This window comes from Thalassococcus sp. BH17M4-6 (genome assembly GCF_049323015.1).
GTDB lineage: Bacteria > Pseudomonadota > Alphaproteobacteria > Rhodobacterales > Rhodobacteraceae > Puniceibacterium.
The window spans coordinates 148,636-167,356 of record NZ_JBMPGU010000010.1; the positions used below are offsets into that span (position 1 = coordinate 148,636).

General features: G+C 60.0%; 15 protein-coding genes and 1 tRNA gene. 8 read left to right on the top strand and 8 right to left on the bottom strand.

Annotated elements, in window-relative coordinates:
• Positions 1–287: 287 nt before the first annotated feature.
• From ACOXXX_RS15200 to ACOXXX_RS15215, 4 genes are all read left to right on the top strand, one after another.
• A complete protein-coding gene (locus ACOXXX_RS15200; RefSeq protein ID WP_422827452.1) occupies positions 288–3,767 on the top strand; it encodes a P-loop NTPase fold protein in 3,480 nt (1,159 codons plus the stop codon).
• Between the two features lie 90 nt (positions 3,768–3,857).
• Complete coding sequence (locus tag ACOXXX_RS15205) at positions 3,858–4,139, top strand: type II toxin-antitoxin system RelE/ParE family toxin (RefSeq protein WP_072780005.1); 282 nt, start codon at positions 3,858–3,860, stop codon at positions 4,137–4,139.
• A gap of 12 nt (positions 4,140–4,151) precedes the next feature.
• Complete coding sequence (locus ACOXXX_RS15210) at positions 4,152–4,442, top strand: HigA family addiction module antitoxin (RefSeq protein ID WP_422827453.1); 291 nt, start codon at positions 4,152–4,154, stop codon at positions 4,440–4,442.
• Between the two features lie 66 nt (positions 4,443–4,508).
• Positions 4,509–6,104, top strand: a complete 1,596-nt coding sequence (locus tag ACOXXX_RS15215) for a hypothetical protein (protein ID WP_422827454.1) — start codon at positions 4,509–4,511, stop codon at positions 6,102–6,104.
• Positions 6,105–6,182: 78 nt separating this feature from the next.
• Here ACOXXX_RS15215 and ACOXXX_RS15220 read toward each other — a convergent pair whose 3' ends face one another.
• The 4 genes from ACOXXX_RS15220 to ACOXXX_RS15235 form a co-directional block, all read right to left on the bottom strand.
• The gene (locus tag ACOXXX_RS15220; RefSeq protein WP_422827455.1) at positions 6,183–7,736 is read right to left on the bottom strand and encodes a relaxase/mobilization nuclease domain-containing protein; all 1,554 of its coding nucleotides are present in this window, start codon (positions 7,734–7,736) and stop codon (positions 6,183–6,185) included.
• Positions 7,730–8,158, bottom strand: a complete 429-nt coding sequence (locus tag ACOXXX_RS15225) for a plasmid mobilization protein (RefSeq protein WP_422827456.1) — start codon at positions 8,156–8,158, stop codon at positions 7,730–7,732. The genes ACOXXX_RS15220 and ACOXXX_RS15225 overlap by 7 nt, the downstream gene beginning before the upstream one ends.
• 41 nt (positions 8,159–8,199) lie before the next feature.
• Positions 8,200–9,048 (bottom strand): hypothetical protein, encoded by an 849-nt coding sequence (locus ACOXXX_RS15230; protein ID WP_422827457.1) that lies wholly within the window; start codon positions 9,046–9,048, stop codon positions 8,200–8,202.
• A gap of 155 nt (positions 9,049–9,203) precedes the next feature.
• Positions 9,204–9,280 (bottom strand) — tRNA-Arg (locus tag ACOXXX_RS15235).
• Positions 9,281–9,525: 245 nt separating this feature from the next.
• Here ACOXXX_RS15235 and ACOXXX_RS15240 point away from each other — a divergent pair.
• From ACOXXX_RS15240 to ACOXXX_RS15255, 4 genes are all read left to right on the top strand, one after another.
• Positions 9,526–12,255 carry a YadA-like family protein gene (locus tag ACOXXX_RS15240; protein WP_422827458.1) on the top strand — a complete coding sequence of 910 codons (2,730 nt, stop codon included), beginning with the start codon at positions 9,526–9,528 and terminating at the stop codon, positions 12,253–12,255.
• Between the two features lie 35 nt (positions 12,256–12,290).
• Positions 12,291–12,749: a hypothetical protein gene (locus tag ACOXXX_RS15245; RefSeq protein WP_422827459.1), complete on the top strand. Its 459-nt coding sequence runs from the start codon at positions 12,291–12,293 to the stop codon at positions 12,747–12,749.
• Positions 12,750–12,832: 83 nt separating this feature from the next.
• The gene (locus ACOXXX_RS15250; protein ID WP_422827461.1) at positions 12,833–13,858 is read left to right on the top strand and encodes a LacI family DNA-binding transcriptional regulator; all 1,026 of its coding nucleotides are present in this window, start codon (positions 12,833–12,835) and stop codon (positions 13,856–13,858) included.
• Between the two features lie 4 nt (positions 13,859–13,862).
• Complete coding sequence (locus ACOXXX_RS15255; protein ID WP_422827462.1) at positions 13,863–15,071, top strand: winged helix-turn-helix domain-containing protein; 1,209 nt, start codon at positions 13,863–13,865, stop codon at positions 15,069–15,071.
• A gap of 62 nt (positions 15,072–15,133) precedes the next feature.
• Here the strand turns inward: ACOXXX_RS15255 and ACOXXX_RS15260 are convergent, their stop codons facing one another.
• The 4 genes from ACOXXX_RS15260 to ACOXXX_RS15275 are packed head-to-tail and all read right to left on the bottom strand — an operon-like array spanning position 15,134 to position 18,672.
• On the bottom strand, positions 15,134–16,111 hold the full coding sequence (locus tag ACOXXX_RS15260) for an ABC transporter substrate-binding protein (protein ID WP_422827463.1): 978 nt from the start codon (positions 16,109–16,111) through the stop codon (positions 15,134–15,136).
• A 24-nt stretch (positions 16,112–16,135) separates the two neighbouring features.
• Positions 16,136–16,972 (bottom strand): ABC transporter permease, encoded by an 837-nt coding sequence (locus tag ACOXXX_RS15265; protein ID WP_422827464.1) that lies wholly within the window; start codon positions 16,970–16,972, stop codon positions 16,136–16,138.
• Positions 16,969–17,832, bottom strand: coding sequence for an ABC transporter permease (locus tag ACOXXX_RS15270; RefSeq protein ID WP_422827465.1), 864 nt, complete (start codon positions 17,830–17,832; stop codon positions 16,969–16,971). The genes ACOXXX_RS15265 and ACOXXX_RS15270 overlap by 4 nt, the downstream gene beginning before the upstream one ends.
• Positions 17,833–17,886: 54 nt before the next feature.
• The gene (locus tag ACOXXX_RS15275; protein WP_422827466.1) at positions 17,887–18,672 is read right to left on the bottom strand and encodes an ABC transporter ATP-binding protein; all 786 of its coding nucleotides are present in this window, start codon (positions 18,670–18,672) and stop codon (positions 17,887–17,889) included.
• Between the last annotated feature and the right edge of the window lie 49 nt (positions 18,673–18,721).

The window sequence follows — 18,721 nt, forward strand, 5'->3', positions numbered from 1 at the left end:
ATTCGCTGACCAGCCTAGCGAGTACACTCTGCTTTCTGGAGCCTTTATATCCATTGTGGCGTTAGCTGGCGTGCTTGTGCCATTTCTCACTGGATCGGCATTGACGCTGCGACTAGCGGACCAAAGGTGGCGAAACCTCTTTCATGATTGACCTCCCCACTATTGATCGAAGTGAAATACAAATTTTTGACCGTTGTAACCTGATTGATGTTGACCGAAGCGCCAAACCTTGTGGTGTCTGGTGCGTCGTCCCATATATTTAGATTGAAGCGATTAAGGGTGACCAAGTGAGCAAGAAAGTCGATCGACAGATCATTCAGGATGAACCATCCAACAAGGATCTCTTCAATGGTGGCGGGCACGAACGAACTGCTCATTCGCTGTCCAAAGCAATTGTAAGATTTGATAGCGGTGATAGTGCCATAGGTCTCGAGGGCTCATGGGGCAGCGGCAAGTCCAGCGTTGTCGAAATGGCGGCGAGAAAACTCGCCGAGAAGAATGGTAAGGGAAAGAAGACCTACAACTTCTTTACGTTCGATATTTGGAAATCTCAGGGCTCCGGATTCCGCAGGTCTTTCTTGGAGCATTTTCTGAACTGGGCGCAGCTGACTTTTCAAAAGAAGCACCATGAACTAGCGGCAATTGAAGCTCAGATTCAAGGCAAGACACGCGAGATACAAACAAATAACCATCCGATACTGGATTGGTATGGGATTGTAGTTCTTGTTTTTCTCCCTTTCCTCCCGCTCTATTACTTTTGGGCGAAGACTGTCTTCGACAAAGCTGCCAAGGCAGGGAGCACCGAAGACTTTCTCATTTCGGCACCCTTTCTGCTGTTGCTCGCATTTGTCATTGCAACCCTGGCACTAGCTGCCTGGAAGCGTTGGTCTGGTCGGGCCAAGAAGCCGAAAGCTGATTTCAAAGCCGTCATCTCTAGGTTGCTTCTGATCAGTTCGCGTCAGCATCAAGACCACAAGGTAGTTCAGAAGGTTCGGGAAATTGATCCAAATGACTACGAGTTCCACTCAACGTTGCGAGAAATCCTTGGTGTTGTTCAGTCAGAAGACGAACGGGTCGTTGTTGTTCTGGACAACATTGACAGATTGCCTCGAAAGGAAATCAAAGAGTATTGGGCGCTAGTCAGATCAATTTTTGCGCGAGCACATGGCGAAATAATCCAAGGCAAACATACTGAGATCACAGCAATTGTTCCGTATGATCGAAAGTTGATTGAGGCTAACGTCACAACTGATGAGGACGAAGAAACAGGTAAGAACGACCTAAGCAGCCTTGCCTCGAGAGAGCTCTTTTCAAAAACCTTCGCCGAGATTCTTTCGGTCTCGCCCCCTGTTCTCTCCAATGCACGTGAGTTTTTTGCTGACAAGTTGGAAGAAGCGCTCCCCAAGCAGGTCTCCGCAGATGACAGGTTTCGCACCTACCGCATTTTCTGCGAACTACTCAAAACCCAAGGTGGAACAACGACGCCGCGAAACATCGTTTCTTTTGTAAACAATTTAAGCAGCCTGTACGAACTGCATGATGGAAAATTCCGTCTTCCAACGGTCGCTGCCTACATTGCCCATCAGGACCGCATCAGAGACAAGCCATCGGTTTTGAACGAGGAAGCTGGTCTGGACGCCAGAATTTCCGTTCTTGCAGCCGATAGTGAGCTAACAAGAAATCTGGCGGCTATGGTCTTCAATGTTGAAGAAGACCTTGCGTTTCAAATCTTGCTCGATGATGAAATTGCTGAAGCAATTCTTAGCCCAAGCTCAGATAGCATTCTTGCACTATCTTCAGCTCCAGGCTTCGACGACCGCGTCGACGATGTTGTTCAAGCGAATGTCCACGAATGGCTTAGCACGGGAGACTTCGGCGCTGCAGTCAGAAACATTTCCGAGCTGCTTGGAAGCTACGAAGGTGAAGCAAGGAACCACCTAGCGAGTACAGTTCTCAATGGCTTCTCAAGAGTCGATACCCTGCCTATCAAAGGTGAAGGCTACGTTGAATATCTGCCGATTTTTTCGCTGGCCACTGATAGTCAGCTTCCGGACACTGTGGATCACTTCGTGACTGCGGTGCTGTCAGGTGTTCACCAGCAGGAGAAGCACTCTTTCCAAGATGGTAAGGACCTATCCTCGTTTCTCGCCGCGATTTCAGAAGCTCTGGAGGCGCACGGAGCTACAGATGACTTAGCATTGGCCTTGGTCAAGCAAACACCACCAGCTGCGCCGGAGTACATGTTTGGCCTGGGGGCGACTATTGCAGCCGCGGGATTTGACCTAAGCTCCTTTTCCACGGCAGAGATCGATCTCCCTGAGGACTCTGAGTACTTGGAAGAGCAGTTCGTTAAGTACCCTGAGCTCGCTATTCCTGCCTTGAAGCAGTTCACCTCAAATCGCCTTTTGTCCGACGAAGAGCTCTTAAGCATCTCGAACGCTGCTCTGTCCACTCTCAAGACAGATGAAGTGGCGCAGAAGAAGGCCAGTGCGTTGCTGGAAATGGTCGCTCTGGCTTGGCAATCGGTCGACAAGAAGAGACGAACAGAAATACTACTGGAAAACGCAATGACCGAGGGGCAGTTCTTCAGAAACATTGGTGACGGATCGACGGATGAAAGCCAGGCCGCCCAGGCAAATCTGCTCTTCTTGGCACAAGAGCAGCTTGGGACAAGTCTTACGAACCCGACCAAAGTTAACCCAAATGGGTCCCGCGCCCAGGACCCTTCGGATGGCTTCAGCCGCTTTCAAGCCTTGCTAGATGGCTCGGGAGAGCTCTTGGATCACCAAGTAAAACTTGTGGCGCAAACTGCGATCGCAGCAACTAGCGCGACGCACTGGATTGAATATGGCAAAGCTAATCGGGAGCATTCGGCGGTCGAACAAATAGTCGTCGAGATGTTTAGTCGTGATACTCCTCCCTTCCTGACTCTGAGCGGCTTGATCTCTCATGTCCCTTATCTTCGCGATCTACTCGAAGGAGGAGTTTTGGTCGGCGCACTGGAGAAATACGCGCCCAGGATGAAGGCCGCCGAAATCAAGAAGCTTACGCTTGATGATATCCCGCGTGGATTTCTATCCTTGTCACATGCTGCGGGTGGTCAGTGGAATACATTGCATGAACACTTTGACGACCTCCTAGGTGCTGTCGATCAAGGAGCTTGGCAAGGGCATATTGAGGAAATGGATCACACTGCTGTCATGCTCCTCGAGAAACTGGATGCCTCGGGCTGCCAGCTCAATGCGGGCGTTTTTAGAAAACCGTTCGTCAACGTCGTGAAACGTGTTTTGTCTGGCGAAAGTGAAATTGAAGCTGCCGATGGTGCTTTAGATGACCTGTTGCTCGCACTAGACAAAAACTATCACGAGGACGTTTGGCGATCTCTTCGGGAAGGAATCTCAAACGTCTCCGCAACGTCGTTGGGGCATGCTATGGTACTTTGTCCTGAGCTGATCTCGAATGTTGCACAACGTGGAGAGCGGATTATGAAAGCGGAGAAAGACAATGTTCTGCGACACCTCCTTGTGCCAGCGCTAGAAGGAAGACACGGCGCTGCACTTCGGATTTTTGTTGGTATGGGTTACTCAAAGCTGAAGGACTTTCAGAACGCTGCCCAAGATAGCACAACGACTATGGTTGAGGGCGCGTGGAAGAGCTTTTCTGACGCTGACGTGGACAGAAATCTTAAGCGCGATCTGGGTGAAGTTTTGTTTGGAAAACGAAAAGCGAAGTCATTTTTGGATCCTAGCTTCTGGCTCGGATCGTAGCTTCCGGCCTCAGTTTTCAAGACAGTCAGACTCCACAAATTAAATGTATCACATCTTGACACATGTATCTCTAAGTGATACGTACACTCTATGATCCAAAGCACCAAGGGCAAACTCGCTGCCAACGCTGTCAAAGGCAAGTACGGCAAAGGCTTCCCCGGTGACTTGGTCAAGCGCACGCGGGCGATGCTTTCGGCGCTGGATGCTGCGGTTGTTGTCGAGGATTTGCGGTTTCCGCCCGGTAACCACCTGGAAGAACTGAAAGGGGACCGGGCTGGGCAACACTCTGTGCGGATCAACGGGCAATGGCGCATCTGCTTTGTCTGGACGCCGAACGGCCCCGCCGATGTCGAGATTGTGGACTACCATTGAGAGGATACGCTGATGAGCTTGCTTGAAGACCCGATGCACCCCGGTGAAGTCCTGAAGGAGCTTTACCTCGATCCCCTGGAGATGGGGGCCATCGCGTTTGCGCGGCGTCTGGGCGTGCCTCGGACACGGATCGAGCGGTTGATTAAGGGTACCACTGGGATCACGCCTGACACGGCGCTGCGCCTTGCGCGTGTGTTCAATACGACCCCGGCCTACTGGGTGAACTTGCAGACGAACTATGACATGGCTTTAGCAGCCAAAGAAATTGACGTGTCTAGCATTGAACCCTTGGTTGCCGCCTAATGAGGGCTGGTTACGGATCGCTGCAATCTTGAGCCTGTACCGCCGGGAGTTCTTCGACCGAGGCTCATGTTCGCAGTTCTAGCTTTCCAGAATGCTCGTTACTACAACCATCAGTGGTTCTTAAACGGACAAACCAACATGTTAAATCGAGTTCTATTCACTGGGCCAGCTGAAGTTCAGTCACCACAAAAGCATGCGATATACAATGAGTCTGGTCGATATCCGAACGGGTTAACTTGGGAAGTTAAACTTGACCAACTCCATGTTTCAAAGTCTGAATTTTTTGAAAACTTGTTTTTCTCGACGGAGAAAAATGGCGGCAACAGCTACTTTACTCCGATGCCAGAAAACAACACGACCCATTGCAGGTTCGAGTGGCATCGGCCTTGGCGAAACAAGGCTGCACAGGTTCGATTGGGTGTTATATTTGATGTTGAAAAGGGCGGCGAGCCCAAAATAGGACTGGGATATCTTGGAACGAACGAAGGCTACAAGGAAGCTGGCGCAACGAACTATCCGTCCCAGATTTCGTCAAAGAAACTCAAAGAATTCAAAGAATGGGTCGAGACCGAAGTAAGCCTCGCGAACACACCGCGTTCCAAAAGGCAACAAGAAAGCTGGAACTTCATCTTCTACGCTAAGGGTAGCGCCGCTTACTGGAACGACTCATTTCTAGTTGCAGATGCGACTGTGCTCATTCTACCCCCTAGAATTGTTGATGGCGCGTCTCGAACTGCAATCGTGATTCATGAACACGGCATCACAAAAGGCGATGCCAACCGCAAGGCAATGCGCAAATTGCAACTGCTCTTAGCTTTATTGACCTTGGCAACAGGTGGCCTTTGGGAAGTATCACACCTAGAGAACGCTCCTAGTCTATTGATTGGAAAACTATCGCTCAAAAAAACTGATCCCGAGCTTGTCGATAAGCTGTTTCCAACCGGCCGAGAAGACGACTCTAGGTCACTAGCTGTCTCAATGCCAACACTCTCATTTGTTAGATATTCGATGAGCAAACTGGCGGCAGAAAGTGAGCAAGACGGACAGGTTCTTTCTGCTCTTTTCGCCTTTTATGGTGGCATTCAGGCGAGTACGAAAACCCCTTCTCTAGGGACCGTAGCTTTCACGGCAGCTTTAGGACTACTTGCTTCATCCCTACAAGAAAAATGTGCTGGCAAGCTAACGTGCGACAGATGCGGTGAGTTAGAGATGCGACACAATATAGTTGGGGATAGAGCGGCGATCAGCAAAATGATCGCGGCATCTATAAAACGATCTTTTGACAAGGAAATCGACCAAGATCAGGACTTTGTGAAATGGGTAAAGGATGTCTATAATTCCCATCGTTCTCAGTATGTTCACTCAGCGAAGCATCAGTTCAATGAGTTCTCGCAGGTGTTTCCCGGATCGAGCTCAAAAACAACACTGGTTCCAACTGCTATTCCCTACGCAGGACAGCTGGTTCGGAAAGAACATGCGCATCAGGCATTGATCGGGAAATTGCCTACAGTCTCAAGAATTGTACTGATTGATAAGCTCTCCAGCGACAACGTTGTAACTCGTGTGATGGAAAAGTTGTCGATCAAAGCCCCAGACTTCGCTCTGAGACATGATCGCGAGACCTTTATGGGAATGCCAACTTCTGGATGGGTGCGGTTATGACGTCGCAACCAGACGAACGGAGCCGTAGATTCAAGTTACAGGAAAGCCAGAAAATTTGCTCTACCGTCCCTTTGGACGCTAATGCCGCAACCCCCTTTCCGCGTGTGCCTCCTGGCTGTCTAGCTGTCCCTCAATCTCTCGGCGGCGGCTTTCGCTAAGGTCAAGCTCTGTTGCAAGGTCTCGTCCAGCGTCTTGTAGTTCGCCTCGTCGTTCAGCAATCCGTTCAAGGCCTTCATGGATGCGGCTTGTGAACGAATGAGCAAGGTCACGCAGTCTTTCAATCCAGCCAGCTCCCTCTCGATCCTGCCGGTCGAGCGTGTCTCCAAGGCGGTCAAATCCTTCGCGGATGCCTCTGAGGCCGTCACCAACCGCTCGACGCAAGCGAGCAAGTCGCGTTCCAAGGCTGTCAGTTGGGTCATCTAATCCTCCTCGATCCGTATGCAGGTGACGTGTCTCTCGCCCATGGTGCAGGTCCTGAGCCGCGTCTTCGACGGGTCCAGTATCAGCCAGGTCCCTTCCGGCCGCTCGATCCGTGTCAGGCCCAGTTCGGTCAGTTCCGAGCGTGTCAGATGCACCGTCCAGAAGAAGCTCGCGGCCATCATCAAGGCGATCCCCGTCAACACCATCCCCGCAATCAACCAGGGCGAGATCGTCAGCCAGAGGCGGATCGACCTCAGCCGCGTCTCGAACAGGCTCGCTGTCTCGGTCTGAAAGCGGCGCGTATCGCTCGCGATGGTATGCTGCGCGGCGCCCACAATGTTCTTCAAATCGATCCTGAAGCTCTTGAGCTGGGACGAGATCGAGGCGACGTGTTCCTGCCTGATCTCGTCGAGCTCCGCGTTCAGTTTCTCGCTCAACCGGGTCGGCTTGCCAATCTTCATGGAAAATCTCTCCTTTCAGCCGCCAGCGCTCGCCAGTCTCGGTGTCGCGGGCGGTGATGTAAGCCTTGCCGGTGCGCGGCAGGTCGAAGCCTGCGTCGGTGAGCGCGTCGAGCATGGTCGCCCGGTCCGTGATCAGGCCCATGTCGATCTGGTCCTGTATCCAGGCGTGCAGCTCGTCACGGCCTTGGGCGCGGGTTGGGGTCTCGATGGTGTCGCGGACCTCTTGGGTGCGCTCCAGCTCCATCGGATCAGCCCAGCCGTGGCGCTGGTTCATCACGTCGCGCAGGCTGTCGAAGGCCTTCTCATAGCCGGGCGGTGCAATGTTTAGGCTGCGCCCCGAGGTCAGCTCCAAGCGCGGCGTGCAGAAGTGAAGCTCGACGCGACCTTCGTGGGTATGTCGGACCCAGAGCACCTCATATTGCTCAGGGTCCAGCCCCGCGAAGGCCAGACGCTCGAACCCGTCCATGACTTCGGCCTGCTGCTCCTCGGTCGGGGCATCCTGGGCGGCAAAGCTGATCACGCCCGCGCGGTAGGTCCACTGGTGGCGGCTGGCGTCGATGAGTGCCTCGGTGCGGTCGGGATTGCCGCGCAGGACTTCTGGCAAGGGTTCGCGCGTGACTGTCATGGGCTGGCCGTCTGCATCGCGGATCAGGTCGCGATTGCCGTCATAGGCCAGCACGCGCTCGGCCACGAGGTAGCCGACCGGACCCGTGCCCGCGCCTTTGCCGTTGCGGAAGAACTTGATCAGCAATGCCGCGCCTCATCGAGGTGCGCGGCGAGCTGGCGTTCGATCTCGACCAGGCGGCGCGCGACGGTCAGCGTGTCGAGGTCGGTACGCCCGACCTTCATGGCGTGGTTCAGCCAGCGGGCGATCTGGTTGAGGTTGCCGCCGATGCGCCCGACCGCCAGCACAAGGGCGGGATCGACGCGCGGCACAGGCTTGCGGCGGCGGGCTTCGGTGAGGCCAAGCGCCTCGCGCAAAAGCGTCGAGGCTGGCAGTCCAGCCGCCTCGGCCTTGGCGCGCAGCTGGGCCTTCTCGGACGCGGTGCAGCGGAAGACGAAGGTCTCGGTCAGCGGCTCTTTGGCGGGGGCTTTGCCCGCGCCGGTGGGGTTCGAAGGGGAGGCTTGCCGCCCCTCGCAAGGTCCCGTTTCATCGGCGCAGCCGTATGACATGGGTCGCCTTGCTGTTTGTGCTTCGGTCGGATCGGTGGTGCTCATGGTCTGAGGCCTGCCGCTTGTATCTGCGCCTGTGTCACCAGTTCAGCGGCCAAAAGCGCATCGATCTGGCCCGGTGTGATGTGGCGGCAAAGCGGATGCTTTTCCGTGACCCAGTTGGCCAGACCTGCCAGCATCTCGGCTTCTTTGGCCTTCGTCTCTTCTCGGCCTTTGGCGATGTCCTCGACATACGCCCGCCAGCGACCCGACTTGAACCAGTTGTCTGAGAAACAGACCTTGGAGCGGGTGAAGCCAGCGCTCTCGGTTGCGTAAGCCTTCACGGCCTGCAACAGGTCCTCGACCTCTGTCCTGGCGTCCAGGATGTCCCTGATCCGCCCGAGACACTCAGCCTTCCCGCGAACACGGTCGGGAGGATAGGCCGCCAAAACTCTCTCAGCCTCTTCATCCGCCACGCGCTCGCGCGTAGGGGGTTTATGGATGGTTTTAGGATGGTTTGGGGGCCGTGGTGGCCCCGGTACCCCGGCCACTGTGGCCCCCGTTCCGGGTCCAGTCTGGACGGGGTCCACTGTGGCCCCCGTCTCAATCTCGGGTTCGGCGGTCAGTTCCAGCGCCTCAATTCGGGCAAGATCGATCCGGTAAACGACGGTGAACCCGTTCTTGCACCCGCGCGCACCGGTCTCGACCAAGATGCCTTCTTTCAGAAAGTCACGGATCGTCCGCTTGACGGTCGTCTCGCCCAGTTCCGTATGCCGCTGGATCGTCCCTTTCGAACACCAGATGCCCGAACCATCATCCGAGGCCTTGTCCGCAAGGAACATGATGATCTGTTTGCGCGTCGCACTCCCGAACTTCCGCTCGGCGCAAGCGTTTGCCACGCGCCAGCTCATCGGATGGCCTCAAAAACCGCACGGACGTGCGAATTTTGTACAGGTTTTGTACGAGATTTCGGTCGTTTTCGGAGAAATCGGCGGAAAACGGAACGGGCGTTTCTGCACGCTTCTGCAGAAACCCTTGCAAATAAGCCATATTTTTCAGGTGGTTTTGGCGACCCCGGCAGGATTCGAACCTGCAACCTGCCCCTTAGGAGGGGGCTGCTCTATCCAGTTGAGCCACGGAGCCACGCCCTGCTTCTAGCCAAGCGCGCGGGCGCTGTCACGCCCTTGCATGCGGGGTACGCTCGTGTTTTCGCCCGGTCGATTGCAACTTTCGTCAAAAAATATGCGCTCTCGCGAAACTTTTCTGCGTCATCAGTCGTGACTTGAATGTGAGCGCGCGGACCGGTGCCGTCGCTGACCGGATCAACGAAACCACGGGGAAACGTCAAGATCATGAAAAACTTTACGAATTTCGGAGTTAAATCCATTTTGCAGAGTGGTACCGCGGCGATCGCGCTGACCCTCGGGGCAGGAGCGGCGCTTGCCGACGCCACGCCTGACTGCAACGCCGGCGGTGGCGCAAGCTCGACCGAATGCGGTGCCAACACGACTGCGGGCGGCGATTTCTCCGTCGCGATCGGCGACCAGGCCAGCACCGATGCCACGGCGACCGACGGGGTCGCCATCGGGGCCGAGGCCGCGGCCACCGGGCCGTCGACGACCGCCATCGGTGGCGAGACCGTGGCCACGGGTCCCGGCACCACCGCCGTCGGCTGGCGCGCGGAAGCAACCGGTGAGCGGGCGCAAGCCTTCGGTCACCTCGCCACTGCGCAGGGCACCCGCAGCCTCGCCATCGGTGAAAATGCCGATGCACAAAGCGACAATTCCACCGCCATCGGCAATGAGGCCATTGCGAACGGCGTCGACGCCTTGGCAGTAGGCGACACCGCGGCGGCGACAGGCCCCTCCACAACGGCGCTTGGCGGCGAGTCGGTCGCGACCGGCCCCGGCACCACCGCTGTGGGCTGGCGCGCCGAGGCGACGGGCGAACGCGCCCAGGCCTTCGGTCACCTCGCCACCGCGCAGGGTACCCGCAGCCTCGCCATCGGTGAAAATGCCGACGCGCAGAGCGACAATTCCACCGCCATCGGCAATGAGGCTATCGCGAACGGCATAGACGCGCTGGCCGTGGGCGACACTGCCGCAGCCACCGGGCCGTCAACCACGGCTGTGGGCGGCGAGTCGGTCGCGACCGGTCCGGGCACCACGGCGCTTGGCTGGCAGGCCAATGCGGCGGCCCCATTCTCGAACGCGCTAGGCCACCAGGCCACCGCCAACGGCGAACAGTCCATCGCGATTGGCGAGGACAGCACCGCGAACGGGATCGGGTCGATTGCCATCGGTGGCAATGATGACGCCGACGGCGACGGCGTGCCGGATCAGGGACAGGGTGCGACCACCGACGGGGTCGATGCCGTGGCACTCGGTGCGGGCGCGCAGGCCATCGGCAACTCCTCGACCGCAATTGGCGGCGAATCGGTGACGAACGGCCCCGGCACCACCGCCGTCGGCTGGCGCGCCGAGGCGACAGGCGAACGCGCACAGGCCTTCGGTCACCTCGCCACCGCGCAGGGTACCCGCAGCCTCGCCATCGGTGAGAATGCCGACGCTCAAAGCGACAATTCTACCGCCATCGGCAATGAGGCCATCGCCAACGGCATCGACGCCATCGCCCTGGGCGACACAGCCATGGCGACAGGCCCGTCCACCACCGCCATCGGCGGCGAGTCGGTTGCCACGGGTCCGGGCACCACGGCCATCGGCTGGCGCGCGGAAGCAACCGGTGAGCGGGCGCAGGCCTTCGGTCACCTCGCTACCGCGCAGGGCACCCGCAGCCTTGCCATCGGTGAGAATGCCGATGCGCAAAGCGACAACTCCACCGCCATCGGCAACGAGGCCATTGCGAACGGCGTCGACGCTTTGGCCGTGGGCGACACGGCTGCGGCCACTGGCCCGTCCACCACCGCCATCGGCGGCGAGTCGGTTGCCACGGGTCCGGGCACAACCGCCATCGGCTGGCAGTCCGCCGCCACCGGCGAACGCGCCCAAGCCTTTGGTCATCTGGCCACGGCACAGGGTGTGCGCAGCCTTGCCATCGGTGAGAATGCCGATGCGCAAAGCGACAACTCCACCGCCATCGGCAACGAGGCCATCGCCAACGGCATCGACGCTATCGCCCTGGGCGACACAGCCATGGCGACAGGCCCGTCGACCACGGCCATCGGGGGTGAGTCGGTCGCAACCGGCCCCGGCACCACGGCGATCGGCTGGCAGTCCGCTGCAACCGGCGAACGCGCCCAGGCCTTTGGTCATCTGGCCACGGCACAGGGTGTGCGCAGCCTTGCAATCGGTGAAAACGCTGATGCGCAAAGCGACAACTCCACCGCCATCGGTAACGAGGCCATCGCCAACGGCATCGACGCCATCGCATTGGGCGACACCTCGATGGCCAGCGGTCCGTCGACCACGGCGCTGGGTGGTGAATCGGTGGCAATGGGCCCGGGCGCCACGGCAGTGGGCTGGCAGGCCATGGCAACTGCAGAGCGGGCGCAGGCCTTTGGTCACCTGGCCAGCGCCACCGGCGTCCGGTCGACCGCGGTCGGCGAAGGGGCCACGGCCTCGGGTGCCGGGTCGCTGTCGTTCGGCAACCTGTCCTCGGCCACGGCTGACAACTCCGCCGCCATCGGCAACGGGGCGACGGCCACCCGCGTGAACCAGTTCGTGCTGGGCAATTCCGACAACACCTATACCGCGCCGGGCATCGGTTCGCAGGCCAGCCGTGATTCCCAGTCGGGTCGCATCGGCTTCGTGACCTCCGACAACGATGGCAACCTCGCGGTGGATTACGGCGCGTCGGGCACGCTGGGCGCACTGGACCGTGGCGTTGCTGCAAACCAGCGCGGCATCCGGTCCAACGCGAACGAGATCAAGAACAACAAGGAAGGTATCGCGATGGCGATGGCCCTGTCGACGCCCTACGTTCCGGCCGACAAGACCTTTGCGCTCTCGACCAGCCTTGGCACGTTCGAAGGATCGAGCGCGATGGCCGTCAGCATGGGTTACCGGATGAACGGCAACACGCAGCTTGACGCCGGGGTGACATACGGGTTTGATCGCCAGCAAGTTGGCGGACGGATCGGTATCACCTACGCATGGTAAGACTGCACAAAGCATCTGGAATCGCGCCGCAATCCTTGATTGCGGCGCTTTTTCTGGCCCTGGCGACACCGGGGCCCGCCACGGCCCAGCAGGCCGCCGAGGTCGAGCTGAGCTTTGCCACCGCGCTCATCCGCGACATCCTGACGGCGGTCAATCACGGCAACTGGACCGGCAACTACACCGTCCTGCGCGACTATGCCGCCAGCGACTTTTCCGCCGCCAACGACCCCACCAAGCTTGCCGGGCTCTTTACCCCGGTGCGCGAGGCCGGGCTGGACATGCTGCCCATCCTGGTGACAGAACCCGAGATCCTGCAGGCCCAAACCGCCGCGCGCGATACGCAGATGCGGCTGACCGGGTATTTCCCCACCACGCCGCAGCACATCAGTTTCGACATGGTGTTCGTGCGCGAAAATCGCCGCTGGCTGCTGCTCGACATCTCGGTCGGACAATTCGATCCGATCGAGACGCCCGCGCAACCCGGATCGGAATAACGGCACATCACGCCACGGGTATCTTGTGCCCCGACAACGCTTTACGCTAACGTCGGCTTATCGCTGAACAGGATACCGCGACCTTGGCCAATGACGACCCCCGCCCCCTGACCCTGCGCGACGTTTCCGAGGCGTCAGGCGTTTCGGAAATGACCGTCAGCCGGGTGCTGCGCAACCGGGGTGACGTATCCGCACCGACCCGCGAAAAGGTGCTCGAGGCGGCCAAGGCGCTGGGATATGTGCCCAACAAGATCGCCGGGGCGCTTGCCAGCCAGCGGGTCAACCTGGTGGCGGTGATCATCCCGTCGCTCAGCAACATGGTCTTTCCCGAGGTGATGACCGGGATCAGCCACGTACTCGAGGATACGGAGCTGCAGCCGGTGGTGGGCGTCACCGACTACCTGCCCGAGAAAGAGGAAAAGGTCCTTTACGAGATGCTGTCTTGGCGGCCCTCGGGGGTGATCATCGCCGGGCTGGAACACACCGATGCGTCGCGCGCCATGCTCAAGGCCAGCGGCATTCCGGTGGTCGAGATCATGGATGTGGACGGCACGCCCATCGACACCGCCGTGGGCATTTCGCACCGCCGTGCAGGCCGTGAAATGGCCAAGGCGATCCTCAAGGCGGGCTATGAACGCATCGGCTTCATGGGCACCAAGATGCCGCTGGATCACCGCGCGCGCAAACGCTTCGAAGGCTTCACCGAGGTCCTTGCCAAATCCGGGATCGAGGTCGCGGATCAGGAGTTCTATTCCGGCGGATCGGCGCTGGCCAAGGGGCGCGAGATGACGCGCGATCTGCTCGAACGCACCGAGGACCTGGATTTCCTTTACTATTCCAACGACATGATCGGTGCGGGCGGGCTGCTTTATCTGCTGGAAAAAGGCATCGACATCCCTGGCCAGATCGGGCTTGCCGGGTTCAACGGGGTGGAGCTTTTGCAGGGTCTGCCGCGCCAGCTTTGCACCATGGATGCCTGCCGCGATGCCATCGGCAAGCGTGCCGCCGAAATTATCGCGGGCCGTGTCGCCGACCCCGACGCGCCCTTCGACCGCATGGTCGAGATGACGCCCAAAATTTCGTTCGGCGATACACTGAAACGCCGCTAGGCCGGTGTCGCGGCCCGTCCTCGACACCCGCGCGGCGCGGCGGCTGTTCCTGCATCGGCACGGGCTGGCCGAACCGCCCACCGGCACCGCGAAAGGTGCTGATCTGACCGCGCTGATCGAACGACTGGGCTTTGTCCAGGTGGACAGCATCAATACCGTCGAACGCGCGCACCACATGATCCTCTTTGCGCGGCGGCAATCTTACCGGCCCCGCCACGTTGCCGCGCTGCTTGAGAAGGACAGGAGCCTTTTTGAGCACTGGACCCATGATGCCGCGATCATTCCGCTGTCGCTGTATCCGCTGTGGCATCTGAAATTCGCCCGCGACGCGCAGGCCCTGCCCGCCCGCTGGCGCGAAGGCCGACGCGCCGGGTATCTGGAACAATGCGACACGATCCTCGAGCGGATCGAGGCCAACGGCCCGGTCTGTTCCGCCGATGTCGGCGAAGGCGAGCAGCGCGGATCGGGCGGCTGGTGGGACTGGCATCCCTCGAAAACCGCGCTGGAGTATCTTTGGCGTTCCGGGCAGTTGTCGGTCTGCCATCGCGAGAGTTTCCGCAAGTTCTATGACCTGACACGCCGGGTCATCCCAACTGAGTACCGCAACGACGTGCCCGATCCGGCAAAGGCCATCGACCGGCTGTGCAACTGCGCGCTGGACCGGCTGGGCTTTGCCACCTCGGGCGAAATCGCAGCCTTCTGGGACATCGTGACCCCGGCAGAGGCGCGCGACTGGTGCGCGCGGGCGCTGCAAAGCGGCGCTGTCATCGAGATTGATCTCGCCACGCCCGACGGGCCGCGCCGGAGCCTTGCCCGACCGGATGTACTGCATGAGGCCGAAGTCGCGCCGCAGCCGCCGGGGCGGATGCGGGTGCTCAGCCCTTTCGATCCCGCTCTGCGTGACCGCAAGCGGGCCGAACGGCTGTTCGGATTTCACTACCGGATCGAGGTCTTCACCCCGGCCGCGAAACGTCGCTACGGCTATTACGTCTTTCCGCTGCTTGAAGGCGACCGGCTGGTGGGCCGCGTCGATATGAAGGCCGACCGCAAGGCGGGCGTGCTGAACGTCACGGGCCTTTGGCCCGAACGGCGCGTGCGCTGGACCGACGCGCGCCAGGCCCGGTTCGAGGCCGAACTGACCCGCTATTGCCGCCTGGCGGGGGTCGAACGCTATGCCCTGCAGCCCGGCTGGCTGCGCAACAGGCCGGACTGAAACGCGAACAGGCGGCCCGTCTCCGGACCGCCTGCCAGTTATACGACCTGTGCCGAAAGGCCTTAGTTCAGCGCCTTGTCGGTGATCTCGTGCGTATAGGCCGCTTCGGGCATCGCGGTGATCATGCCGCCTTCCATTGTGATCTCGGCAGACCGGTCGAACGCCGCTTCGTCCAGCGTGCCGTCGGACCCGGCGGTCAGCTTGGCAATCTCGCCCATCATCCGTTTCTGGTGCTTTTCGGTCTGCGCCCCGGTGGAATCGTTGTCGAGCACGATTTCCGCCGCCTCGTCCGGGTTCTCTTCGGCGTATTTCCAGCCCTTCATCGACGCGCGGACAAAGCGCACGAGCTTGTCCACCATCTCGGGATCGGCAAGGTTTTCCTCGGTCGTGTAAAGGCCGTCCTCAAGCGTCGAAATGCCCTCGTCCTCATATTTGAAGACCACCAGATCCTCGGGGGTAAGGCCCGCGTCGATGACCTGCCAGTATTCGTTGTAGGTCATGGTGGTGGCGCATTCGACCTGCTTTTGCAGCAGCGGATCGACGTTGAAGTTGATCTTCTGGATCGTCACGCCGCCTTCGGACCCGTCGGTGGGTATGCCCAGCTTTCCCATCCAGGAAAACAGCGGGATTTCATTGCCGAAGAACCAGGTGCCCAGCGTGTGGCCGGGGAAGTCTTCGGGTGACTCGATCCCATGCTCCTTGAGGCAGGTCAGCATCAGGCCCGAGCTGGCAAAGGGCTGCGCGATGTTAACGATGGGCGCGCCCTTTTCACGCGCGGCCAGCGCCGACGGCAGCCAGTCGACCATCACATCGGCACCGCCCCCCAGCAGCACCTGCACCGGCGCGATATCCGGCCCGCCGGGTTTGATCGTGACGTTCAGGTCTTCCTCTTCGTAAAAACCCTTGTCGGCGGCCACGTAATAGCCCGCGAACTGCGCCTGCGTCACCCATTTCAGCTGAAGCGTCAGGTCGTCGGCGGCCTGTGCCGCCCCGGCCATCAGCCCCAGCGCCGCGCCTGCGGCAAGTTTCAGATGTTTCATTGGTTTTTCTCCCTTGTTGGTTCCTCAGGTCCGGCCCCGTTGTGACGGGTGCCAGAACGTCACGGCCTTCTCCAGCAGCGCAACGCCGCCATAGAAGGCCGATCCCACAATCGCGGCAACGACGATTTCAGCCCATACCAGGTCAAGCGCAAGCTGCCCCACCGATGTCGATATCCGAAACCCCATCCCACGGATCGGAGAGCCGAAAAATTCAGCAACGATGGCACCGATAAGCGCCAGGGTTGTGGCGATCTTGAGCCCGTTGAAAATGAACGGCATCGCCGCGGGCAGCCGCAGCTTGATCAGCGCGGTCCAGTATCCGGCGGCATAGGTGTGCATCAGGTCGCGCTGCATGGCGCTGGCGGCCTGCAGGCCTTCGACCGTGTTCACGAGGATCGGAAAGAACACCATGACGACGACGATGGCGGCCTTGGATTGCCAGTCGAAGCCGAACCACATGACCATGATCGGCGCGAGGCCGATGATCGGCAGGGCAGCGACGAAATTGCCCACGGGCAGAAGCCCGCGGCGCAGGAAATCGAACCGGTCCGCCGCCAGCGCCACGGCAAAGGCGGCGATGGCCCCGATCACATAGCCGGTCAGCGCGCCCTTGATGGCGGTCTGAACGAAATCCTCCCACAGGATACCGGTCGAGACGGCAAAGCGCGCGGCGATATCGCTGGGCGCAGGCAGGAGCACCGGGCTGATGGCAAAGCCGCGCACCGCACTTTCCCAAAGCGCCAGCAGCGTCACGCCAAAGATCACCGGGATCAGAAGCCCGCCCCGGTCGCGCCGCGCCAGCCAGATGTTGAGCGTCCAGCCGATCCCCCAGATCAGCATCCCTGCCACGATCCACGTCATGCCATGCCCATCCGTTTCAGCACCACCCGCTGCAGCACCCCGATCAGCCCGACCATCACCGCCGCCAGCACCGCCGCCATCAGCAGCGCCGACCAGATCTGGATGGTCTGTCCGTAGTAGCTGCCTGCCAGCAGCCGCGCGCCGAGGCCGGCAACGGCGCCTGTCGGCAGTTCGCCGACAATGGCGCCGACAAGGCTCGCCGCCATGGCGATCTTCATCGAGGTAAATAGATAGGGCATCGACGACGGCAGCCGCAGTTTCAGGAATTCCTGCGCGGCGCCGGCATTCCAGGTGCGCATCTGGTCCAGCTGCATCGCGTCGGGCGACCGCAGCCCCTTGACCATGCCCACGACCACCGGGAAGAACGACAGATACATCGAGATCATCGCCTTGGGCAGCAGCCCGGACAGGCCCATCGCATTGAGCACCACGATGATCATCGGTGCGATGGCAAGGATCGGCACCGTCTGGCTGGCGATCACCCAAGGCATTACGCTCTTGTCCATCACCCGGTTGTAGACGATCCCGATGGCCAGCGCGAAGCCCAGCACCGTGCCCAGGGCAAAGCCCAGCAGCGTGGCGCTCAGCGTGATCCAGCTGTGGTAGACGAGGCTGCGTTTCGAGGTGATCTTCTTGTCAATCACCGTATCGTAAAGTTCGACCGCCACCTGATGCGGGGCGGGCAGCTTGGGCTTGTCCTGGCTCCAGGTTGCGGACACCAGCTCGGTCACGCTCAGCTCCTGATCGCCGCGCGCCGCCACGTCCAACGCCCAGGGCGCATTGAGCCAGACCGCCGCCGCGTACCAGAGGGCAAAGATCGCGGCGACGATGGTGAGGACGGGGATCAGGCTCTGGCGCACCGCTCCGGCCCCCTAATCCTGTCAGGCACGCTCACCCGCTGCGCCGCGCCGCGTTCATTCGTCATAGGCATGCCCCGCGCGCAGGCCTTCGCGCACCCGGTGCGCGACTTCGAGGAACTCCGGCGTGTCGCGGATGTCGAGCGGCCGGTCCTTCGGCAACGGACTTTCGATCACATCGGTGATCCGGCCGGGACGCGGGGACATGACCACGATCCGGGTCGACAGATACACCGCCTCGGGGATCGAGTGGGTGACGAAGCAGATGGTCTTTTCCGTCCGCCTCCACAGCGCCAGAAGCTGTTCGTTGAGGTGATCGCGCACGATCTCGTCCAGCGCCCCGAATGGCTCGTCCATGAGCAGGATATCGGCGTCGAAGGCCAGCGCCCGGGCGATGCTGGCGCGCTGCTGCATGCCGCCCGAAAGCTGCCAGGGGTATTTCTTCTCGAACCCCGACAGCTCCACCAGGTCAAGCACGCGTTTCACCCGCTCGGCCTGATCGGCCTTGGAATAGCCCATGATCTCGAGCGGCAGGCGGATGTTGCCGCCAATGGTGCGCCAGGGATACAGCCCCGCCGCCTGGAAGACATAGCCATAGGCGCGGGCCTTGCGCGCCTCTTCGGGGCTGACGCCGTTGACGGTGACCGTCCCGGCGGTCGGCTGCTCAAGATCCGCCATAACGCGCAGAAATGTGGTCTTGCCGCAGCCCGAGGGGCCAATGAAGCTGACGAAATCGCCCTTGCCGACCTCAAGGTTCACGTCCCGCAGCGCGTGGACCGGCCCGTCGTTCGTCTCGAAGGTCAGATCGAGCGACTTGGCGTGGATGATGGCAGGCGATGTCATGTGGTGACCGTTCCAAACGTCTTGTCCCGGGCCGCCAAGGGTGTCTGCA

What these genes read in the sequence shown, in the direction of transcription:
- ACOXXX_RS15275 (WP_422827466.1), bottom strand. Translation starts at nt 18,672, where the DNA reads ATGACATCGCCTGCCATCATCCACGCCAAGTCGCTCGATCTGACCTTC.
- ACOXXX_RS15265 (WP_422827464.1), bottom strand. Translation starts at nt 16,972, where the DNA reads ATGACGTGGATCGTGGCAGGGATGCTGATCTGGGGGATCGGCTGGACG.
- ACOXXX_RS15205 (WP_072780005.1), top strand. Translation starts at nt 3,858, where the DNA reads ATGATCCAAAGCACCAAGGGCAAACTCGCTGCCAACGCTGTCAAAGGC.
- ACOXXX_RS15230 (WP_422827457.1), bottom strand. Translation starts at nt 9,048, where the DNA reads ATGAGCTGGCGCGTGGCAAACGCTTGCGCCGAGCGGAAGTTCGGGAGT.
- ACOXXX_RS15215 (WP_422827454.1), top strand. Translation starts at nt 4,509, where the DNA reads ATGTTCGCAGTTCTAGCTTTCCAGAATGCTCGTTACTACAACCATCAG.
- ACOXXX_RS15260 (WP_422827463.1), bottom strand. Translation starts at nt 16,111, where the DNA reads ATGAAACATCTGAAACTTGCCGCAGGCGCGGCGCTGGGGCTGATGGCC.
- ACOXXX_RS15210 (WP_422827453.1), top strand. Translation starts at nt 4,152, where the DNA reads ATGAGCTTGCTTGAAGACCCGATGCACCCCGGTGAAGTCCTGAAGGAG.
- ACOXXX_RS15225 (WP_422827456.1), bottom strand. Translation starts at nt 8,158, where the DNA reads ATGTCATACGGCTGCGCCGATGAAACGGGACCTTGCGAGGGGCGGCAA.